A 16,591-nucleotide genomic window follows, 5' to 3' on the forward strand; every position below is an offset into this window, starting at 1 on the left:
GGCCGACCGCACGGCCGGCCCGGCCACCGCAGGCTCACGCCAGCGGCAGGTAGACCCGCGCCCCGGCGGAGACGAACTCCTCGGACTTGTCCTTCATGCCGCGCGCCGCGTAGTCCTTCAGCTCCTGGGTGATTTTCATGGAGCAGAACTTCGGCCCGCACATCGAGCAGAAGTGCGCGGTCTTCGCCGGCTGGGCCGGCAGCGTCGCGTCGTGGTACGACCGCGCGGTCTCCGGGTCCAGCGAGAGGTTGAACTGGTCCTCCCACCGGAACTCGAAGCGTGCCTTGGAGAGCGCGTCGTCCCAGGCCTGCGCCCCGGGGTGCCCCTTGGCCAGGTCGGCCGCGTGCGCGGCGATCTTGTACGCGATCACGCCCGCCTTCACGTCGTCCCGGTCCGGCAGGCCGAGGTGCTCCTTCGGGGTCACGTAGCAGAGCATCGCGGTGCCGAACATGCCGATCATCGCGGCGCCGATGGCCGAGGTGATGTGGTCGTACGCGGGCGCGATGTCGGTGGTCAGCGGGCCGAGCGTGTAGAACGGCGCCTCGTGGCACCACTCCTGCTGGCGGTCCACGTTCTCCTTGATCTTGTGCATCGGCACGTGGCCGGGCCCCTCGATCATCACCTGGACGTCGTGGTCCCAGGCGATCCGGGTCAGCTCGCCGAGGGTCCTCAGCTCGGCGAACTGCGCCTCGTCGTTGGCGTCCGCGATCGAGCCCGGCCGCAGCCCGTCCCCGAGCGAGAACGTGACGTCGTAGCGGGCGAGGATCTCGCACAGCTCCCGGAAGTTGGTGTAGAGGAAGTTCTCCTCGTGGTGGGCCAGGCACCAGGCCGCCATGATCGAGCCGCCGCGCGAGACGATGCCGGTCACCCGGTCCACCGCGAGCGGCACGTACGGCAGCAGCACCCCGGCGTGCACCGTCATGTAGTCGACGCCCTGCTCGGCCTGCTCGATCACGGTCTCCCGGAAGACCTCCCAGCTGAGCTTCACCGGGTCGCCGCCGACCTTCTCCAGGGCCTGGTAGATCGGCACGGTGCCGATCGGCACCGGCGAGTTCCGCACGATCGCCTCGCGGGTCTCGTGGATCCGCTTGCCGGTGGACAGGTCCATCACGGTGTCCGCGCCCCACCGGGTGGCCCAGGTCAGCTTGTCCACCTCCTCGGCGATCGAGGAGGTGACCGCCGAGGTGCCGATGTTGGCGTTCACCTTCACCAGGAACGCCTTGCCGATGATCGCCGGCTCGCACTCCGGGTGGTTGACGTTGAGCGGCAGCACCGCCCGCCCGGCCGCGATCTCGTCCCGGACGAACTCGGGCGCGATGCCCTCGCGGATCGCCACGAACTCCATCTCGGGGGTGACCACTCCCGCCCGGGCGTACGCGAGCTGCGTCGGACGCTTCCCGGTCACGCCCGCCAGCGGCGTCCCGGCGCCCCGCACCGGAGCGACGTCCCCGCGGGACGCGATCCACGGCCCGCGCAGCGGCGGCAGCCCGACCTCCGGGTCCGAGCCGGGGCCGGAGGTGTCGTAGAGGCGGACCGGCGGGTTGTCCCCGGTGAGGTCCACCTCGGCGAACGGCACCCGGAGGTCCGGCCGCGACCCCTCCACGTAGACCTTGCGTCGTGCCTGCATGACAGCCTCCCTGATGGTCAACAGGACCAGCCGAAGTGGTCCAGCGGGCCGCGTCCCGCGCCCAGTTCCCAGTCCCGCGCGCCGGTCAGCGCGCGGGTCACGTACTCCTTGGCGGCGGCGACCGCGACCGGCACCGGGTCGCCCGCCGCCAGCCGGACGGCGACCGCCGCCGAGAACGAGCAGCCGGTGCCGTGGTTGTGCCGGGTGGCCACCCGGGACGCCCGCAGCAGCGTGGTCGTCCCGCCGCCGGCCAGCACGTCCACCGACTCGCCGCCGGCGTCCACGTCGCCGCCGGTCACCACCACGTGCGCCGGGCCGCCGGCCGCCAGGGCTTCGGCCGCCGCGGCCATCTCCTCGACCGTGCTCACCGGGCGTCCGGTGAGGGCCGCGGCCTCCGCGCAGTTCGGCGTCGCCACCTCGGCGTACGGCAGCAGCCGCTCCACCGCCTCCACCACGCCGAGCCGGTGTCCGCTGGTGGCGACCAGCACCGGATCGACGACCAGCCGCGGCAGCCGGCCCGCCTTCGCCGCCTCGGCCACCGCCTCGGCGACCGCCGGGGTGCCGAGCATGCCGGTCTTCACCGCGCTTACCCGGAAGTCGCCGAGCACGCTGTCGAGCTGGTCGCGGACGGTCTGCGGGGGCAGCGGCAGGACGGCGTCCACGCCCCTGGTGTTCTGCGCGGTGACCGCGGTGAGCACGCTGGTGCCGTACGCCCCGAGGGCGGCGAAGACCTTGAGGTCGGCTTGGATGCCGGCTCCTGCGCCGGAGTCCGATCCGGCGATGGTGAGCACGGTTCTCGGCGTCATTGTCTCCCCCTGGTTGCGCTTGTGGGGACCTCCGTCGAGAAGCGCGGGCTCTGCGGCACCGGGGTGACCGCCTTCTGAAAGCTCTCGGTCAGCGTGGTGGCGGCCTCCGCCGGGTCTTCGGCTCGCATGACTGCGCCGAGCACCGCCACCCCTGCGGCACCTGCCTCGACGCTTTCGCGCACCTGGCCGGGGGTTTCGACGCCGCCAAGGGCGAGGATCGGGACCGGGGTGATCTCGACCAGCATGCGCAATCCGCCGGGGTAAAGGGGTGGGCCGTAGCCGGGTTTGGTCTTGGTGGGCCAGACGGGCGAGAGGGTGGCGTAGTCCTCGGTGCCGAGTCGGGCGAGTTCCGCGGCGTCGTGGCAGGAGCGGCCGACGAGTCCGCAGGCCGGCGATGGGTAGGGGCCGGCGGCGGGCAGGTGGACGGCGTCGCCGTCGAGGGGGTCGGGGCCGGCGACGATCAGGGTGCCGCCCGCCTCGGCGAGGATCGCGCGCACCTCCGCGGCGAGGGCGGCCCGTTCGGCACGCGGCAGGTCCTTCTCCCGCAGCACGACCCAGCGCACTCCGCCACCGACCGCCGCCGCGACGACCTCGGCCAACGGCCGCCGCGCCACCCGCCGATCGGTCAGCACCATGACGCCGGCGGGCACCCGGGCCGGACCAGGCGCGATCCTGGTACGGATCGGCCCCTCCGGGGCGTTACCAAGATCGGCCGGCGTCGCCGGCAGCGGCATGCTCACAGGTCCGGCCGCCCGTCGTCGGGAGTGGACGCCAGGGCGTGGAAGCGGCGGGGGATCCGGCCCGCCCGGTAGGCGAGCCGCCCGGCCTGCACCGCGTACCGCATGGCGGTGGCCATCGCCACCGGGTCTTCGGCCCGGGTGACCGCGCTGGCCAGTAGCACCGCGTCGCAGCCGAGTTCCATGGCGAGCGCCGCGTCCGAGGCGGTGCCGATGCCGGCGTCGAGGATCACCGGCACGTCCACGCTCTGCCGGATCAGCCGGATGTGGTGCGGGTTGCTGACCCCCAGCCCGGAGCCGATCGGGGCGCCGGCCGGCATCACCGCCGCGCAGCCCACGTCGGCCAGCCGCCGGGCCAGGATCGGATCGTCCGAGGTGTACGGCAGCACGGTGAACCCGTCCGCCACCAGTTCCTCGGCCGCTCGCACCAGCTCCACCCCGTCGGGCAGCAGCGTGCGCTCGTCCCCGATCACCTCCAGCTTCACCCAGTCAGTGTCGAACGCCTCCCGGGCGAGGTGGGCCACCTTCACCGCCTCCGACGCGGTGTGGCAGCCCGCCGTGTTCGGCAGCAGCCGTACGCCGCAGCGGTCGAGCAGGTCGAACAGGCCGCCGGCGGCGCCCGGGGCGGTGTCCACCCGGCGCAGGGCAAGGGTGACCAGCTCGGTGCCGGCGGCCCGGATCGCCTGCTCCAGCACGTGCAGGTTGGCCGCACCGCCGGTGCCGAGGATGAGTCGGGAGCCGAACGTGACCCCGCCGATCTCGAGGGCCATCACGCTCACCCGCCCTGGGCGGCGCTGAGCACCTCGACCCGGTCGCCGTCGCGCAGCACGGTCGCCGGCCAGCCGCCGCGCGGCACCACCTCACCGTTGACCGCGACCGCGAGACCGCGCCGCTGGTCGGTGACCTCGCGGACGACATCGGCCACCGTCGCTCCGCCGGGCACGCTCCGCCCGGCGCCGTTGACGATCAGTTCCACGTGCGCTCCTTCCCGATTTCGAACCGCTCGGGGGTGAAGGGGGCGAGCAGCGGATCCGGCTCGCCGGTGACGATCAGCCCGGTGACCAGGTCGGCGGTGACCGGGGTGAGCACGATGCCGTGCCGGTGGTGCCCGGTGGCGACGAGCACGCCGGGCCGGCGGGGCAGCGGTCCGATGATCGGCGCGTTGTCCGGCGTGCCTGGGCGCAGCCCGGCGGACGCCTCGACCAGGTCGTACTCGGCCAGCTCGGGAAGCAGGTCCACCGCGGCGCGGAGCAGCCGGAGCACGGCCCCGGCGGTCACCTCGGTGTCGGCGCGCTCCTCGACGGTCGCCCCGACCACCACCTCGCCGCTGTCCCGGGGCACCAGGTAGACCGACTCGCCGTCGGCGTACCCCCGGATCACGTGCCGGAAGCCCGGCGCACCGCGACCGGGCGCGCGGAGCCGGAGCACCTGGCCCTTCACCGGCCGGACCGGGAGGCCGGTGAGCGCCGCCGCGCCGCAGCCGGCCGCGACGACGGTGACCGGGGCGTCCACCTCGGACAGCGCGCCGACCGGGTGCCGGCGCAGCACCGCGCCGGCCCCCTCCGCCGCCGTCCGCAGCGCGGCCACCAGCCGACGCGGGTCGACCTGGTGGTCGCCGGGGGCGACCGCGCCGCCGCGCACGCGGGGGGCCAGCGCCGGCTCGCGGTCCCGCAGCTCCGAGGGGCGCAGCGGCGTGATCGGCAGGCCCAACCCCTGCTGGTACGACCAGAGCCGGCGCGCCTCGGCCAGGTCGTCGGCGGTCAACCCGACCACCAGGGTGCCATCGGTGCGGTAGCCGACGTCAGCGCCGGCGGCCTCGACCAGCTCGGCGGCGAAGCCCGGCCAGCGGGCGGCGGACTCGGCGAGCAGCCCGGTCAGCTCGTGCTCCCCGAAGTACGCCTCGGCGACCGGCGACAGCATCCCCGCCGCGACCTGCGAGGCGCCCGACCCCGGGGCGGGATCGTGGACCGCCACCCGCAGTCCACGGGACGCGCAGCGCCACGCGATCGCCAGCCCGACCGGTCCCGCCCCCACGATGGCGACGTCCGGTCGGGTCAGCACGTCAGCGCCGCGAGCAGCGCCGCGGTGGCCCGGGCCGGATCGGCGGCCCCGGAGAGTGCTCCGACCACCGCCACCCCGTACGCCCCGGCGGCCCGCAACGCCGGCACCGCCGCGGCGGTCACCCCGCCGATCGCGATCACCGGCACGTCCACCGCCCCGGCGACCGCGCGTAGCCCGGCGGGGCCGATCGGATCGGGCAGGCCGGACTTGGTGGTGGTGGCGTGGCAGGGGCCCACGCCCAGGTAGCTGGCCCCGGCGGCGACCGCCGCAGCGGCGCCGCCCGGCTCCCGGGCGGTCGCGCCGAGCACGGCGCCGGCCCCGAGCACGCGGCGGGCGGCCGGCACCGGCAGGTCGTCCGCCCCGACGTGCCCGCCGTCGGCGTCCACCGCCAGCGCCACGTGCAGCCGGTCGTTGACCAGGCACGTCGCCCCGTACGACCGGCACAGCGTGACGACCCGGCGGGCCAGCTCGTAGGCCTCGCGGTCGGTGGCGTCGTCCTCCACCCGGACCTGGACGACCAACTCGGCGTGGGCCACCGGCAGGGCGGCCCGCAGCACGCCGAGGGGGTCCCGCCCCGGCCGGGTGTCGGTGATCAGATGCAGTCGTCCCAGGGACGGCACGGCAACACTCCTCCCTGCGCCGGCATTACCCGGATCAGGTTCGACGGTCGGGGGCTTCCAGCCCCCCTCTCAGCCCGGTTGCACCGGGCTCCCGTGGGTCACTTGCGGCCTACCGTACGACGTTCCCCCGGATCCGCCAAGGGCGGGTGACACTTTTCCCACCCACCGTCGCGAGTGGAGGCAGGGACAATGCGTGACCATCCACTCACGCCATGCTGTCCGGGTGCCCTCACCCGCACGACCTGCATGGCGTTCCACTGATCGGTCGGGGTCACGAGCCGGGGCGGAAAGCACGCTGCCCCGGGGCCGTCGGGTGGCACCAGGGCAGCGAAGGGTGGGTCAGAGGATGGCGTCGAGGGCGTCAAGGTCCTCGTCGGTCGGCTGCCAGGCGCCGGCCTCGGCGTTGGCGCGTACCTGCTCGGGAGTGGTGGCGCCGGCGATCACCGAGGTCACCGCCGGGCGGGCGGCCAGCCCGGCGATGGCCACCTGGAGCATGGTGAGCCCGCGCTCGGCCGCGTACGCGTCGATCGCCTCGATGGTGTCCCAGTCGGCCGCGGCCAGCCGCTCGGCGTACCGGCCGCCGCCGGAGAGCCGGCTGCCGGCGGGTGGCGCCTCGTCCCGCTTGTACTTGCCGGTGAGCAGGCCGTTGGCGAGCGGGAAGAACGGCAGCATGCCCAGGCCGAACCGCTCGCAGGCGGGGATGACCTCGGCCTCCACGCTCCGCTGCAGGAGGGAGTAGTGGTTCTGCGCGGAAATGAACCGGGTGCGGCCCTGGGTCGACGCCGTCCAGTCGGCGTCGGCGATCTGCCAGCCGGCGAAGTTCGAGTTGCCCAGGTAGCGGACCTTGCCGGCGCGGACCAGGTCGTCCAGGGCGGCGAGGGTCTCGTCGATCGGGGTGCCCGGGTCGGGCTCGTGCATCTGGTACAGGTCGATGTGGTCGGTGCCGAGCCGGCGCAGCGACGCCTCGACCGCGCGGGCGATGTACCGGCGGGCGCCCCGGGCACCGAAGTCCGGCCCGTTCAGGCCGTGCATGTCCATGCCGAACTTGGTGGCGACCACCACGTCGTCCCGGCGGCCCTTGAGGGCCTGGCCGAGCAGCTCCTCGGAGCCGCCCTGCGGCTCGCCGTAGATGTCGGCGGTGTCGAAGAAGTTGATCCCGGCGTCGAGCGCGGCGTCGACCACCGCGCGGGTGCCGTCGAGGTCGAGCTTGCGGCCGAAGTTGTTGCAGCCGATGCCGACCACGGACACCACGAGCCCGGAGTCGCCCAGCCGGCGGTAGGTCATCTCAGTCACGAGATCCACCCTATGCTGGCCGCCGGACGGCCAGCCGCCGAGTCGCCGCTCAACCCACCGCCACGTCCCAGACCGGCTCCGGGGTCTCGACCACCTCGCCGTCGCCCCGGAACAGCACGAACCGGTCGAAGGAGCGGGTGAACCAGCGGTCGTGGGTCACCGCGATCACCGTTCCCTCGAAGGCGTTCAGGCCGGCCTCCAGCGCCTCGGCGGAGGCCAGGTCGAGGTTGTCGGTGGGCTCGTCGAGCAGCAAGAGGGTAGCGCCGGAGAGCTCCAGCAGCAGCACCAGGAAGCGCGCCTGCTGCCCGCCGGAGAGGGTGCCGAACCGCTGGTCGCCCTGACCGGCCAGCTCGTACCGGCTGAGCGCCGCCATGGCCGCGTGCCGGTCCATCCCGGCCCGGTGCTCGTCGCCCCGCCACAGGATGTCGACCAGCGTCTTCTGCATCAGCTCCGGCCGGTCGTGGGTCTGCGAGAAGTGGCCGGGGCGAACCCGCGCGCCGAGCCGGACCACCCCGCCGTGGGCGACCGGCGCGAGCGCGGCCGCGCCGTCGACCGGGGTGTTGGCCGGGTCCGGGTCGGTGCCGCCGCGGGCCAGCAGGCGGAGGAAGTGCGACTTCCCCGTCCCGTTGGCGCCGAGCACCGCGACCCGGTCGCCATACCAGAGCTCCAGGTCGAAGGGGTAGGTCAGGCCGTCGAGCTCGAGCTGCTCGGCGATCACGGCACGTTTGCCGGTCCGCCCGCCGGTCAGCCGCATCCGGATGTCCTGGTCCTTCGGCGGTACGGGCGGCGGCCCGGCCTCCTCGAACTTGCGCAACCGGGTCTGCGCGGCCTGGTAGCGGGAGGCCATCCCGTCGTTGTACGCGGCCTTCTGCTTGTACATCAGCATCAGCTCGCGCAGCTTCTGGTGTTCCTCGTCCCAGCGGCGGCGCAACTCGTCGAGGCGGGCGTGCCGGGCCACCCGCGCCTCGTGCCAGCTGGCGAAGCCGCCCGGGTGCACCCAGGCGCTGCCGCCCTCCACGGCGACCACCCGGTCGGCGGTCTGGGCCAGCAGCTCCCGGTCGTGCGAGACGTAGAGCACGGACTTGCCGGACTCGCGCAGCCGAGCCTCCAGCCAGCGCTTGCCCGGTACGTCGAGGAAGTTGTCCGGTTCGTCGAGGAGGAGCACCTCGTCGGTGCCGCGGAGCAGCAGTTCCAGGGCGAAGCGCTTCTGCTGGCCGCCGGAGAGGGTCCGCACCGGACGGTCCCGAGCGGCGTCCCACGGCAGGTCGAGGACGATGGTGGCGACGGTGTCGAAGAGCACCTCGGCGTCGTACCCGCCGACCTCGCCCCAGGCGGCCAGCGCGTCCGCGTACGCCAGCTGCGCCTTGCTCGCGGCGGTGCTGTACTTGCCGCGGACCTCGGCCGCCCGCATGGCCGTCTCGGTCAGGGTGAGCCGGCGGCCGGCGTCGCGCAGCGCCGGCGGAGCGAGCGAGAGCGCCAGGTCGGCGAGCGTGGAGTCGTCCCCGATCATGCCGATGAACTGGCGCATCACGCCGAGGCCGCCGGAGCGGGCGATCGCGCCGGTCTTCACGGGCAGGTCACCGGCGACCATCCGGAGCAGCGTGGTCTTGCCGGCGCCGTTGGGCCCGACCAGGGCCACCTTGGCGCCCTCACCAACCCGGAACGACACCTCGGCGAAGAGCTCCCGGCCGTCCGGGAGGATGTGCCCGGCACCAGCTACGTCCACGTATCCCACGCCGGCATCCTGCCCGAGGTGCCGGGACGGGCGACACTCGTTTACCGGGTGACCCGCAGCACCCGGAAGCCCTTCTGGCTGGCGTGCCGCTCCACCTGCCAGCCCTGCTCGACCAGCCAGCGGTGCAGCGAGTCGCCGCCCAGGTGCTTCGCGACGACCAGCCAGGCCACCCCGTCCGGGGCGAGCCGGGGCAGCCAGCGCCGCAGCAGCTCGTGCAGCTCCGCCTTGCCGATCCGGATCGGCGGGTTGGACCAGATCTGGGCGAACGAGACGTCTGCCGGTACGTCGTCCGGCGCGACCGCGCGCACCCGCTCGGCGGCGCCCACCCGGGCGGCGTTGGCGGCGGTGAGCTCGCGGGCGCGCTCGTTGACGTCGACCGCCCACACCGTGGTGGACGGTGCGACGCTGGCCAGGACGCAGGTGATCGGACCGAATCCGCAGCCGATGTCGAGCAGCTCACCCGTGACGTCGGTCCCCGGGAGCTCGGCCTTGCGCAGCAGCACGGCGGTGCCGGGGTCGAGCCGGTCGGCCGAGAAGACCCCGCCGGCCGAGGCGAGGGTGTAGTCGCGCCCGGCGACGGAGAACTCGACCTCGCGCGGCTGGGCGGCGCTCGTGGGTTCAGCGGAGAAGTAATGGTCGCCGGTCACATCGGGCATTGTCGCACCGGCCCGTGAGGGCTCCGGCGACGGTGCGGCGCAGCGGACGAGCTGGCGTGCGGCCCGCCCGGAATGACGCCACTACGTCGGGATTCCGCGATATTACCCTCTAAAGGGATAATCGGTCCTACTGTATCCGACATGGTGTATCGGTACGAGTCCGATGAGGACGCCTTCCTGGAGTACCCGAGGCCCGGTTCGGACCCGTCCGTGCCCGGCGCTGCCGCGCCTCCACCAACGGGGCCCTCACCGTCCCGCTTCCCCACCCCGTCGCTGCCACCGCCGGTCCGGCCTACCCGACCGGCTGTCGACGTCACCCCGACGCCGGCCCCCGTGCCCGCACCGGGCCGGCCCACGCGCGCGCCGGCCCGGCCCCCGGCCGAGCCCGACTTCGCCGGGGCCACCCTCCCGGTGCCCGGCGACGCGCCGCGCCCACCCGTGTCCACAGCCCCGCCTCCGTCCTTCCGCGCGACCGACCCGCTGGACCTGCCCCGCACCCGCCGGGGCGAGCGCAAACGCCGCGCAGGAGGGGCCTGGCAGGCGCTGATCGGCGGGGCCGCCGTCCTGGTGCTGCTCGCGCTCTGCGGCCTGGCCGTCGCCGCCCTGCTCCAGGACCGGAAGGGCACGCCGCAGGCCGGCACGCCGACGGGTCAGCCCGTGGTCGACCAGTCCGGCGCCGCCGACGACACCGGCCTGAACTCCCGGGACACCGACCAGCTGGCGCTCACCGCCAAGGAGGTCTTCCCGGGCAAGGCGCTGGTGATCAACAGTGGCCAACCGGCCTACCAGGTGCTCAGGACGAACTCCAGCGGCAGCTGCGCGGTCGCGACGACCGGCGAGATCGCCGACCTGTTGGTCCGCCTCGGCTGCAACCAGGTGGTCCGGGCAACCCTCCGCTCCCCCGACGGCCAGCACCTGCTCACCGCCGGACTGTTCAACCTGACCGACGTGGCCAGCGCCCAACGGGCCCGGGACCGGATCCGACAGATGCTCGACGAGCGGCAGGGCCGGTTCCGGGGCATGGCGGCGGGCAACGACACCCAGGCCGTGGAGGAGGCCGCCGCCCGGGTCGGCTGGCAGGTACGCGGCCACTACATCGCGTACTGCCTGGTCACCCGGGCCGACGGGGCGAGGATCAGCTCGACCGACACGCGGACACGCGAGATCCTGTACGACGTGATCGAGGTCTACCTGAACCGTGGCGTGCTGGAGCGCCGGGCGAACGGCGGGGTGACCAGCCAGCTCACCGACAGCCCGACGGACGGCGACACCGGGCAGGACGGCAGCGGCGACCGGAACTCGCCCGGCAACTGACGGCGAAACGCGACGGCCCGTCGTCCCGACCGGGGCGGCGCGCCGTCTCCCGTCCGAGCCGGCGCGTCAGGCTGTCCGCCGCCCGGGCCGGCGCGGGGCACGCGGTCAGCCCTCGGCGACCGGGACGCGGAGCCGGCGGGTGAGTTCGGCGCGGCGGGCGTAACCGGCGGGATCGTCCGGGTAGCCGACCTCGACCAGGGCCAGCCCGTGCGCCGGCGCCACCGTGACCTCGCTGGACCGTTCCCGGCGGGTCAGCAGACCGGCCGGCCAGTCGACCGGGCGGCGGCCGTCCCCGGCGACCAGCATCGCGCCGACCAGGCTGCGCACCATGTTCTGGCAGAACGCGTCGGCCTGCACGGTGGCGACCAGGATCCCGTCCGGGTCGCGCCGCCAGTCCAGCCGGGTCACCTCGCGCAGCGTGGTGGCGTTCTCCTTGCGCCGGCAGTACGCGGCGAAGTCGTGCTCCCCCACCAGGCCGGCCGCGGCGGCGTTCAGTGCCGCCACGTCGAGCGGCTTCGGCCAGGCGAGGGTGTCCCGGCGGCGCAGCGGCTCGGCACCCCAGGGAGCGTCGGTGACCCGGTACTCGTAGCGGCGGAAGGTGGCCGAGAAGCGGGCGTCGAAGTCGGCCGGCATCTCGGTCATCGCGCGTACCCGCGCGTCGGTCGGGAGGAGCCGGGCCAACCGCCGCAGCAGCCTCCCCTCGTGCTGCCGCCAGACCTCGGTGGGCAGGTCGAGGTGGCACACCTGGCCGGTGGCGTGCACGCCGGCGTCGGTCCGGCCGGCCACGGTCAGCCCGGTCGCGGTGCCCGCGCCGAGGACCAGGTCCAGCGTCTCAATCAGGACGCCGGCCACGGTACGGCGGGTCGGCTGGACGGCCCAGCCGGAGAAGTCGGTGCCGTCGTACGAGACGTCCAGCCGCAGCCGGGTCCGCTCGTCCACCTCGTACCTCCCGTTGACGCCGTCGGGCCCGGCTCCCCACGCAGGGGTGCCGGGCCCGACGATGCTGCCTGTGCTCAGGCCTTCTCGTTCTCGGTGGCCTCGTCGCTGTCCTCGCGGGCGGCGGCGGTGTCACCCGTGGCCGAGACCGGGGCATCGGCGTCCTGGTCGGTGGCCTCGATGGAGCGCCGGGTCTCCTCGGCCGGGGCCAGGGCCTCGACCTTGTCCTGCTGGGCGGCCTTGCGGGCGGCGGTCTTCTTGTTCGCCTTCGGCTCGGCGACCTGAAGCTCCTCCACCAGCTCGATGATCGCCATCGGAGCGGCGTCACCCTTGCGCGGGCCGGTCTTCACGATCCGGGTGTAGCCACCGTTGCGGTTGGCGTACCGGGGCGCGATCTGGTCGAACAGGGTGTAGACCACGTCCTTGTCCTTGACGACGGCCAGCACCCGCCGACGCGAGGCGAGGTCGCCGCGCTTGGCCTTGGTGATCAGCTGCTCGGCCAGCGGACGCAGCCGCCGGGCCTTCGTCTCGGTGGTCTGGATCTTGCCGTGCTGGAACAGCGACATGGCCAGGTTGGCCAGCATCAGCCGCTCGTGCGCGGGGCTGCCGCCGAGGCGGGGGCCCTTGGTGGGCGTGGGCATTCTTGGTGCTCCTCAGATGTGGCGGCAGCCGGACTTAGAGCTGCTCGGTCTCGCGGTAGTCGTCGGTGTCGTAGTCGGCCTCGCCGAAGGCGTCCACGACGTGCGCCGGGTCGAAGTTCGGAGCCGAGTCCTTCAGCCCCAGGCCCATCCCGGCGAGCTTCATCTTGACCTCGTCGATCGACTTCTGACCGAAGTTCCGGATGTCGAGGAGGTCCGCCTCGGTACGCCCGATCAGCTCACCAACGGAGTTGATGCCCTCGCGCTTGAGGCAGTTGTAGGAGCGGACGGTGAGGTCCAGCTCCTCGATCGGCAGAGCCAGGTCGGCCGCCAGCTGAGCGTCCTGCGGGGACGGCCCGATGTCGATGCCCTCGGCGGTCTCGTCCAGCTCCCGGGCCAGCCCGAAGAGCTCCACCAGCGTCGAGCCGGCCGAGGCCAGCGCGGTACGCGGGCCCATCGACGGCTTGGTCTCGACGTCGATGATCAGCCGGTCGAAGTCGGTCCGCTGCTCGACACGGGTCGCCTCGACGCGGTAGGTCACCTTGAGCACCGGCGAGTAGATCGAGTCGACCGGGATCCGGCCGATCTCGGCGCCCGCCTGCTTGTTCTGCGCCGCCGTGACGTAGCCCCGACCCCGCTCGACGGTCAGCTCCATGTCGAGCCGGCCCTTGCCGTTGAGGGTGGCGAGCTTCAGGTCCGGGTTGTGCACCGAGACACCGGCCGGGGGCTGGATGTCACCGGCGGTCACGTCGCCCGGGCCCTGCTTGCGCAGGTACATGCTGACCGGCTCGTCGTGCTCGGAGCTGACGCAGAGCTCCTTGATGTTCATGACGAGCTCGACCACGTCCTCCTTGACCCCGGGGATCGTGGTGAACTCGTGCAGCACACCGTCGATCTTGATCGAGGTCACGGCCGCACCCGGGATGGACGACAGCAGCGTGCGCCGCAGCGAGTTGCCCAGGGTGTAACCGAAGCCCGGCTCGAGCGGCTCGATGGTGAACCGGGACCGGGTCTCGTTGATCGACTCCTCGGAGAGGGTCGGTCGCTGGCTGATGAGCATCTTTTCTCTTCTCTTCCGGGGCGCCCGCTATATGACGCCCACGACACAAACTGTTCCGGTGGCCCGCCCCGGAGGGCGGGCCACCGCAATGAGCCCTTACTTGGAGTAGAGCTCGACGATCAGCTGCTCCTGGACCTGGGTGTCGATCACCTGGCGGGCCGGGAGCGAGTGCACGAGGATCTTCATCTGGCTGGGGATCGCCTCCAGCCACGCCGGCACGGTCCGCGAACCGGCCTCGGCCTGCGCGACGATGAACGGGGTCAGCTCCCGGCTCTTCGCACGCACCTCGATGATGTCGTGCTCCTTCACGCGGGCCGACGGGATGTCGACCTTCTTGCCGTTCACCGTGAAGTGACCGTGCTTGACCAGCTGACGGGCCATGTCCCGGGACTTGGCGTAGCCGGCCCGGTAGACCACGTTGTCCAGCCGCGACTCGAGGATCTGCAGGAGGACCTCACCGGTCTTGGCCTGCTTGCCCACGGCCTCCTCGTAGTAACCGCGGAACTGCTTCTCCAGCACGCCGTAGACACGACGGGCCTTCTGCTTCTCACGGAGCTGGAGCAGGTACTCCGTCTCCTTGGTGCGGCCGCGGCCGTGCTGCCCGGGCGGGAACGGCCGGGACTCGAACGGGCACTTCGGGCCATCGCACTTGCTGCCCTTGAGGAACAGCTTCATCTTCTCCCGCCGGCAACGGCGGCAGTCAGCACCGGTGTAACGAGCCATCTCTCTCTAACCTCTCAGACCCGGCGACGCTTCGGCGGACGGCATCCGTTGTGCGGCTGCGGGGTGACGTCGGAGATCTGACCGACCTCGAGGCCCACGGCCTGCAGCGAGCGGATGGCGGTCTCCCGGCCGGAGCCGGGTCCCTTGACGAACACGTCGACCTTGCGCATGCCGTGCTCCATGGCCCGACGCGCGGCGGCCTCGGCGGCGAGCTGCGCGGCGAACGGAGTCGACTTGCGGGAGCCCTTGAAGCCCACCTGGCCGGCGGAGGCCCAGGAGATGACCGCACCGGTCGGGTCCGTGATGGACACGATGGTGTTGTTGAAGGTGCTCTTGATGTGCGCCTGCCCGTGGGCGACGTTCTTGCGTTCCTTGCGCCGGACCTTCTTGACGGCGGCTCCGGCACGAGCCTTCGGTGGCATAAGTCTGTGCGCTCCTAGTTACTTCTTGCCGGGCTTCTTCTTGCCGGCGACGGTCCGCTTCGGGCCCTTCCGGGTCCGGGCGTTGGTCTTGGTCCGCTGGCCACGGACGGGCAGGCCCCGGCGGTGCCGGATACCCGCGTAGCAGCCGATCTCGACCTTGCGGCGGATGTCAGCGGCGACCTCGCGGCGAAGGTCACCTTCAACCTGGTAGTTGGCCTCGATGTGGTCGCGGAGCTGCACGAGCTCCTCGTCCGTGAGGTCCCGAGCGCGCTTGTCCGGCGAGATGCCGGTGGCGGCGAGCGTCTCCAGGGCGCGGGTGCGACCGACCCCGAAGATGTAGGTGAGCGCGATCTCCATCCGCTTGTCGCGGGGGAGGTCCACGCCGACTAGACGTGCCATGTGCGGGCGTACTCCTCGTGATGTTGTGGCGGAGGTGTGGACCCGTCCCACCCCGCTACCGGCCGTCCCGTCCTTCCGACGCGTTTCGCGCCGGCGACCGGGATCGGTCGTTGCCCGAGCGGGCCCCGGCCTCCGACCGGGGGTCAACCACGAGGGAGTACGCGCTGCGTACCGCTCGCGGCTGGGACGAGCTGATGATGTGTTGTCGGGATCTGCGGCCCGGACCGATCCGACCGGCCGTCACGGCCGGTGGGACTGGTTCAGCCCTGGCGCTGCTTGTGGCGCGGGTCGGTGGAGCAGATGATCATGACCCGGCCGTGCCGCCGGATCACCCGGCAGTTGTTGCAGATCCTCTTGACGCTCGGCTTGACCTTCACGGTTGCCTTACTTCCCATCTGGCCCGGAGGCGCGACGAAGCGCGACCCGGACGTCGAAGACGGACACGGGGACGTCCCGGCCGTCGTCAGGCTTACTTGTAGCGGTAGACGATGCGCCCGCGGGTCAGGTCGTACGGCGAGAGTTCGACGACGACCCGGTCCTCCGGCAGGATGCGGATGTAGTGCTGCCGCATCTTGCCGCTGATGTGAGCCAGCACCTTGTGGCCGTTCGCGAGCTCCACGCGGAACATGGCGTTCGGCAGGGGCTCGATGACCCGACCCTCGATCTCGATGGCTCCGTCTTTTTTCGGCATGTCCTCCGCTGTCCTGACGTCGGTTGCTCCGGACGGCCCACAACGTCTTACACGGGTGACTGATCAAGATCAGGCAACCCGCGCCAGCCGCGGCTCCAGCTCCCACCGAAGCGCGGGTGGGCATGCCGGAGTGGACGCTGTGCGCCGATCAGAAAGTGTACGCCCGCCTGCGGGTCGTCGCCAAACCGGCCGCCCGCCCGGTCACCCCGCCGAAGGAAATTCGTCAAGCCCCGCTCGCCTGCTGTGACGCTGGCCACCGCCTCGGCGGTCAGCGTCGCCGGCGCCGGTCCCGCCGATCCTTGCGGTGCCGCTCGGTCGAGTGCCGCCACCCCTGGTCGTGGCCGCCCACCGTGCGCATCAGCAGGAAAAAGCCCCACGGCCCGATCGCCCAGACCGGCCAGTAATGCCCGAGGTGCCCGGAGCCGAGCGAGGCGAACAACCAGATCGCGGTGAGGATCCCGGCGACCCGCAGCCAGGGCGACCAGATCGCGAGCAGCCAGCCGGTGCCGCGCCCGCTGTCCACGACCGTCCCGCCCGCGTCGGTTGCCGCAGGCGGCGCCGACGGCGCCGACGGGGCCACTGCGGCGCGCTGCGCGGGCGTCGTCCCGGGCAGGTCGGCCACGACCTCGTCCAGCTCGTCGTACGTCTTCGCCTGGTACGCCCGAACCAGTCGTTCGTCGTACTCGTGCAGGCCGAGCCGGCCCTCTTCGAGGGCCACCCGGAGCCGCTCCGCCGTGGCCTCCCGGTCGGCGTCGGCCGCCCGCATCCCGCTTCGCCCCTCCATGACGCCAAGCATGCCACCGGTGCGCCACCGGACGGTAGCGCCCTTCCCGCCCGGCCGGCGCGGCGGTGACGAGCGGCACGGTGCGCCCA

The 16,591-nt window shown here is 72.9% G+C and carries 20 protein-coding genes and 1 riboswitch; of the genes, 1 reads left to right on the forward strand and 19 read right to left on the reverse strand.

Features of this window, described 5'->3' with window-relative positions:
• Positions 1-34: 34 nt before the first annotated feature.
• The 10 genes from thiC to ACFYOS_RS01800 all read right to left on the reverse strand — a co-directional run bounded on the left by thiC (position 35) and on the right by ACFYOS_RS01800 (position 9,526).
• Positions 35-1,627, reverse strand: coding sequence for a phosphomethylpyrimidine synthase ThiC (gene thiC / locus ACFYOS_RS01755; RefSeq protein ID WP_387134896.1), 1,593 nt, complete (start codon positions 1,625-1,627; stop codon positions 35-37).
• 17 nt (positions 1,628-1,644) lie between these two features.
• Positions 1,645-2,433 (reverse strand): bifunctional hydroxymethylpyrimidine kinase/phosphomethylpyrimidine kinase, encoded by a 789-nt coding sequence (thiD, locus tag ACFYOS_RS01760; RefSeq protein WP_387134899.1) that lies wholly within the window; start codon positions 2,431-2,433, stop codon positions 1,645-1,647.
• Positions 2,430-3,068: a thiamine phosphate synthase gene (locus tag ACFYOS_RS01765; RefSeq protein ID WP_387135238.1), complete on the reverse strand. Its 639-nt coding sequence runs from the start codon at positions 3,066-3,068 to the stop codon at positions 2,430-2,432. The genes thiD and ACFYOS_RS01765 overlap by 4 nt, the downstream gene beginning before the upstream one ends.
• Before the next feature lie 101 nt (positions 3,069-3,169).
• The gene (locus ACFYOS_RS01770; RefSeq protein ID WP_387134901.1) at positions 3,170-3,940 is read right to left on the reverse strand and encodes a thiazole synthase; all 771 of its coding nucleotides are present in this window, start codon (positions 3,938-3,940) and stop codon (positions 3,170-3,172) included.
• Between the two features lie 5 nt (positions 3,941-3,945).
• Positions 3,946-4,146 carry a sulfur carrier protein ThiS gene (gene thiS / locus ACFYOS_RS01775; RefSeq protein WP_387134902.1) on the reverse strand — a complete coding sequence of 67 codons (201 nt, stop codon included), beginning with the start codon at positions 4,144-4,146 and terminating at the stop codon, positions 3,946-3,948.
• On the reverse strand, positions 4,137-5,231 hold the full coding sequence (thiO, locus tag ACFYOS_RS01780; protein ID WP_387134903.1) for a glycine oxidase ThiO: 1,095 nt from the start codon (positions 5,229-5,231) through the stop codon (positions 4,137-4,139). The genes thiS and thiO overlap by 10 nt, the downstream gene beginning before the upstream one ends.
• Positions 5,225-5,851 carry a thiamine phosphate synthase gene (gene thiE, locus ACFYOS_RS01785; RefSeq protein ID WP_387134904.1) on the reverse strand — a complete coding sequence of 209 codons (627 nt, stop codon included), beginning with the start codon at positions 5,849-5,851 and terminating at the stop codon, positions 5,225-5,227. The genes thiO and thiE overlap by 7 nt, the downstream gene beginning before the upstream one ends.
• Positions 5,846-5,955: riboswitch (TPP riboswitch) on the reverse strand. (Overlaps the previous gene by 6 nt.)
• A gap of 235 nt (positions 5,956-6,190) precedes the next feature.
• A complete protein-coding gene (locus ACFYOS_RS01790; protein WP_387134907.1) occupies positions 6,191-7,153 on the reverse strand; it encodes an aldo/keto reductase in 963 nt (320 codons plus the stop codon).
• 40 nt (positions 7,154-7,193) lie between these two features.
• Positions 7,194-8,879: an ABC-F family ATP-binding cassette domain-containing protein gene (locus tag ACFYOS_RS01795; protein ID WP_387134909.1), complete on the reverse strand. Its 1,686-nt coding sequence runs from the start codon at positions 8,877-8,879 to the stop codon at positions 7,194-7,196.
• A gap of 41 nt (positions 8,880-8,920) precedes the next feature.
• Positions 8,921-9,526: a class I SAM-dependent methyltransferase gene (locus ACFYOS_RS01800; RefSeq protein ID WP_387134911.1), complete on the reverse strand. Its 606-nt coding sequence runs from the start codon at positions 9,524-9,526 to the stop codon at positions 8,921-8,923.
• Positions 9,527-9,676: 150 nt separating this feature from the next.
• Between ACFYOS_RS01800 and ACFYOS_RS01805 the strand changes: the two genes are divergently transcribed.
• Entirely contained in the window at positions 9,677-10,849 is a 1,173-nt protein-coding gene (locus tag ACFYOS_RS01805; RefSeq protein ID WP_387134914.1) for a hypothetical protein, read from the forward strand.
• Between the two features lie 105 nt (positions 10,850-10,954).
• Here the strand turns inward: ACFYOS_RS01805 and truA are convergent, their stop codons facing one another.
• The 9 genes from truA to ACFYOS_RS01850 form a co-directional block, all read right to left on the reverse strand.
• Positions 10,955-11,788: a tRNA pseudouridine(38-40) synthase TruA gene (gene truA, locus ACFYOS_RS01810; RefSeq protein WP_387134916.1), complete on the reverse strand. Its 834-nt coding sequence runs from the start codon at positions 11,786-11,788 to the stop codon at positions 10,955-10,957.
• A gap of 74 nt (positions 11,789-11,862) precedes the next feature.
• Positions 11,863-12,426, reverse strand: a complete 564-nt coding sequence (gene rplQ, locus ACFYOS_RS01815; protein WP_387134919.1) for a 50S ribosomal protein L17 — start codon at positions 12,424-12,426, stop codon at positions 11,863-11,865.
• Between the two features lie 34 nt (positions 12,427-12,460).
• Entirely contained in the window at positions 12,461-13,483 is a 1,023-nt protein-coding gene (locus ACFYOS_RS01820) for a DNA-directed RNA polymerase subunit alpha (protein ID WP_013735931.1), read from the reverse strand.
• A 96-nt stretch (positions 13,484-13,579) separates the two neighbouring features.
• Positions 13,580-14,206, reverse strand: a complete 627-nt coding sequence (rpsD, locus tag ACFYOS_RS01825; protein ID WP_387134921.1) for a 30S ribosomal protein S4 — start codon at positions 14,204-14,206, stop codon at positions 13,580-13,582.
• Positions 14,207-14,220: 14 nt separating this feature from the next.
• Positions 14,221-14,628: a 30S ribosomal protein S11 gene (gene rpsK, locus ACFYOS_RS01830; protein ID WP_007073011.1), complete on the reverse strand. Its 408-nt coding sequence runs from the start codon at positions 14,626-14,628 to the stop codon at positions 14,221-14,223.
• An 18-nt stretch (positions 14,629-14,646) separates the two neighbouring features.
• Positions 14,647-15,027, reverse strand: a complete 381-nt coding sequence (gene rpsM / locus ACFYOS_RS01835) for a 30S ribosomal protein S13 (RefSeq protein WP_091262776.1) — start codon at positions 15,025-15,027, stop codon at positions 14,647-14,649.
• Positions 15,028-15,287: 260 nt separating this feature from the next.
• Positions 15,288-15,404 carry a 50S ribosomal protein L36 gene (rpmJ, locus tag ACFYOS_RS01840; RefSeq protein ID WP_091262778.1) on the reverse strand — a complete coding sequence of 39 codons (117 nt, stop codon included), beginning with the start codon at positions 15,402-15,404 and terminating at the stop codon, positions 15,288-15,290.
• A gap of 92 nt (positions 15,405-15,496) precedes the next feature.
• Positions 15,497-15,718, reverse strand: a complete 222-nt coding sequence (gene infA, locus ACFYOS_RS01845) for a translation initiation factor IF-1 (protein ID WP_007073013.1) — start codon at positions 15,716-15,718, stop codon at positions 15,497-15,499.
• A gap of 268 nt (positions 15,719-15,986) precedes the next feature.
• A complete protein-coding gene (locus ACFYOS_RS01850) occupies positions 15,987-16,502 on the reverse strand; it encodes a DUF1707 domain-containing protein (protein WP_387134925.1) in 516 nt (171 codons plus the stop codon).
• Between the last annotated feature and the right edge of the window lie 89 nt (positions 16,503-16,591).

This window comes from Micromonospora sp. NPDC005806, from assembly GCF_042871425.1.
GTDB lineage: Bacteria > Actinomycetota > Actinomycetes > Mycobacteriales > Micromonosporaceae > Micromonospora.

What these genes read in the sequence shown, in the direction of transcription:
- thiC (WP_387134896.1), bottom strand. Translation starts at nt 1,627, where the DNA reads ATGCAGGCACGACGCAAGGTCTACGTGGAGGGGTCGCGGCCGGACCTC.
- thiD (WP_387134899.1), bottom strand. Translation starts at nt 2,433, where the DNA reads ATGACGCCGAGAACCGTGCTCACCATCGCCGGATCGGACTCCGGCGCA.
- ACFYOS_RS01765 (WP_387135238.1), bottom strand. Translation starts at nt 3,068, where the DNA reads ATGGTGCTGACCGATCGGCGGGTGGCGCGGCGGCCGTTGGCCGAGGTC.
- ACFYOS_RS01770 (WP_387134901.1), bottom strand. Translation starts at nt 3,940, where the DNA reads ATGGCCCTCGAGATCGGCGGGGTCACGTTCGGCTCCCGACTCATCCTC.
- ACFYOS_RS01805 (WP_387134914.1), top strand. Translation starts at nt 9,677, where the DNA reads ATGGTGTATCGGTACGAGTCCGATGAGGACGCCTTCCTGGAGTACCCG.
- rplQ (WP_387134919.1), bottom strand. Translation starts at nt 12,426, where the DNA reads ATGCCCACGCCCACCAAGGGCCCCCGCCTCGGCGGCAGCCCCGCGCAC.
- ACFYOS_RS01820 (WP_013735931.1), bottom strand. Translation starts at nt 13,483, where the DNA reads ATGCTCATCAGCCAGCGACCGACCCTCTCCGAGGAGTCGATCAACGAG.
- rpsD (WP_387134921.1), bottom strand. Translation starts at nt 14,206, where the DNA reads ATGGCTCGTTACACCGGTGCTGACTGCCGCCGTTGCCGGCGGGAGAAG.
- rpsK (WP_007073011.1), bottom strand. Translation starts at nt 14,628, where the DNA reads ATGCCACCGAAGGCTCGTGCCGGAGCCGCCGTCAAGAAGGTCCGGCGC.
- rpsM (WP_091262776.1), bottom strand. Translation starts at nt 15,027, where the DNA reads ATGGCACGTCTAGTCGGCGTGGACCTCCCCCGCGACAAGCGGATGGAG.
- infA (WP_007073013.1), bottom strand. Translation starts at nt 15,718, where the DNA reads ATGCCGAAAAAAGACGGAGCCATCGAGATCGAGGGTCGGGTCATCGAG.
- ACFYOS_RS01850 (WP_387134925.1), bottom strand. Translation starts at nt 16,502, where the DNA reads ATGGAGGGGCGAAGCGGGATGCGGGCGGCCGACGCCGACCGGGAGGCC.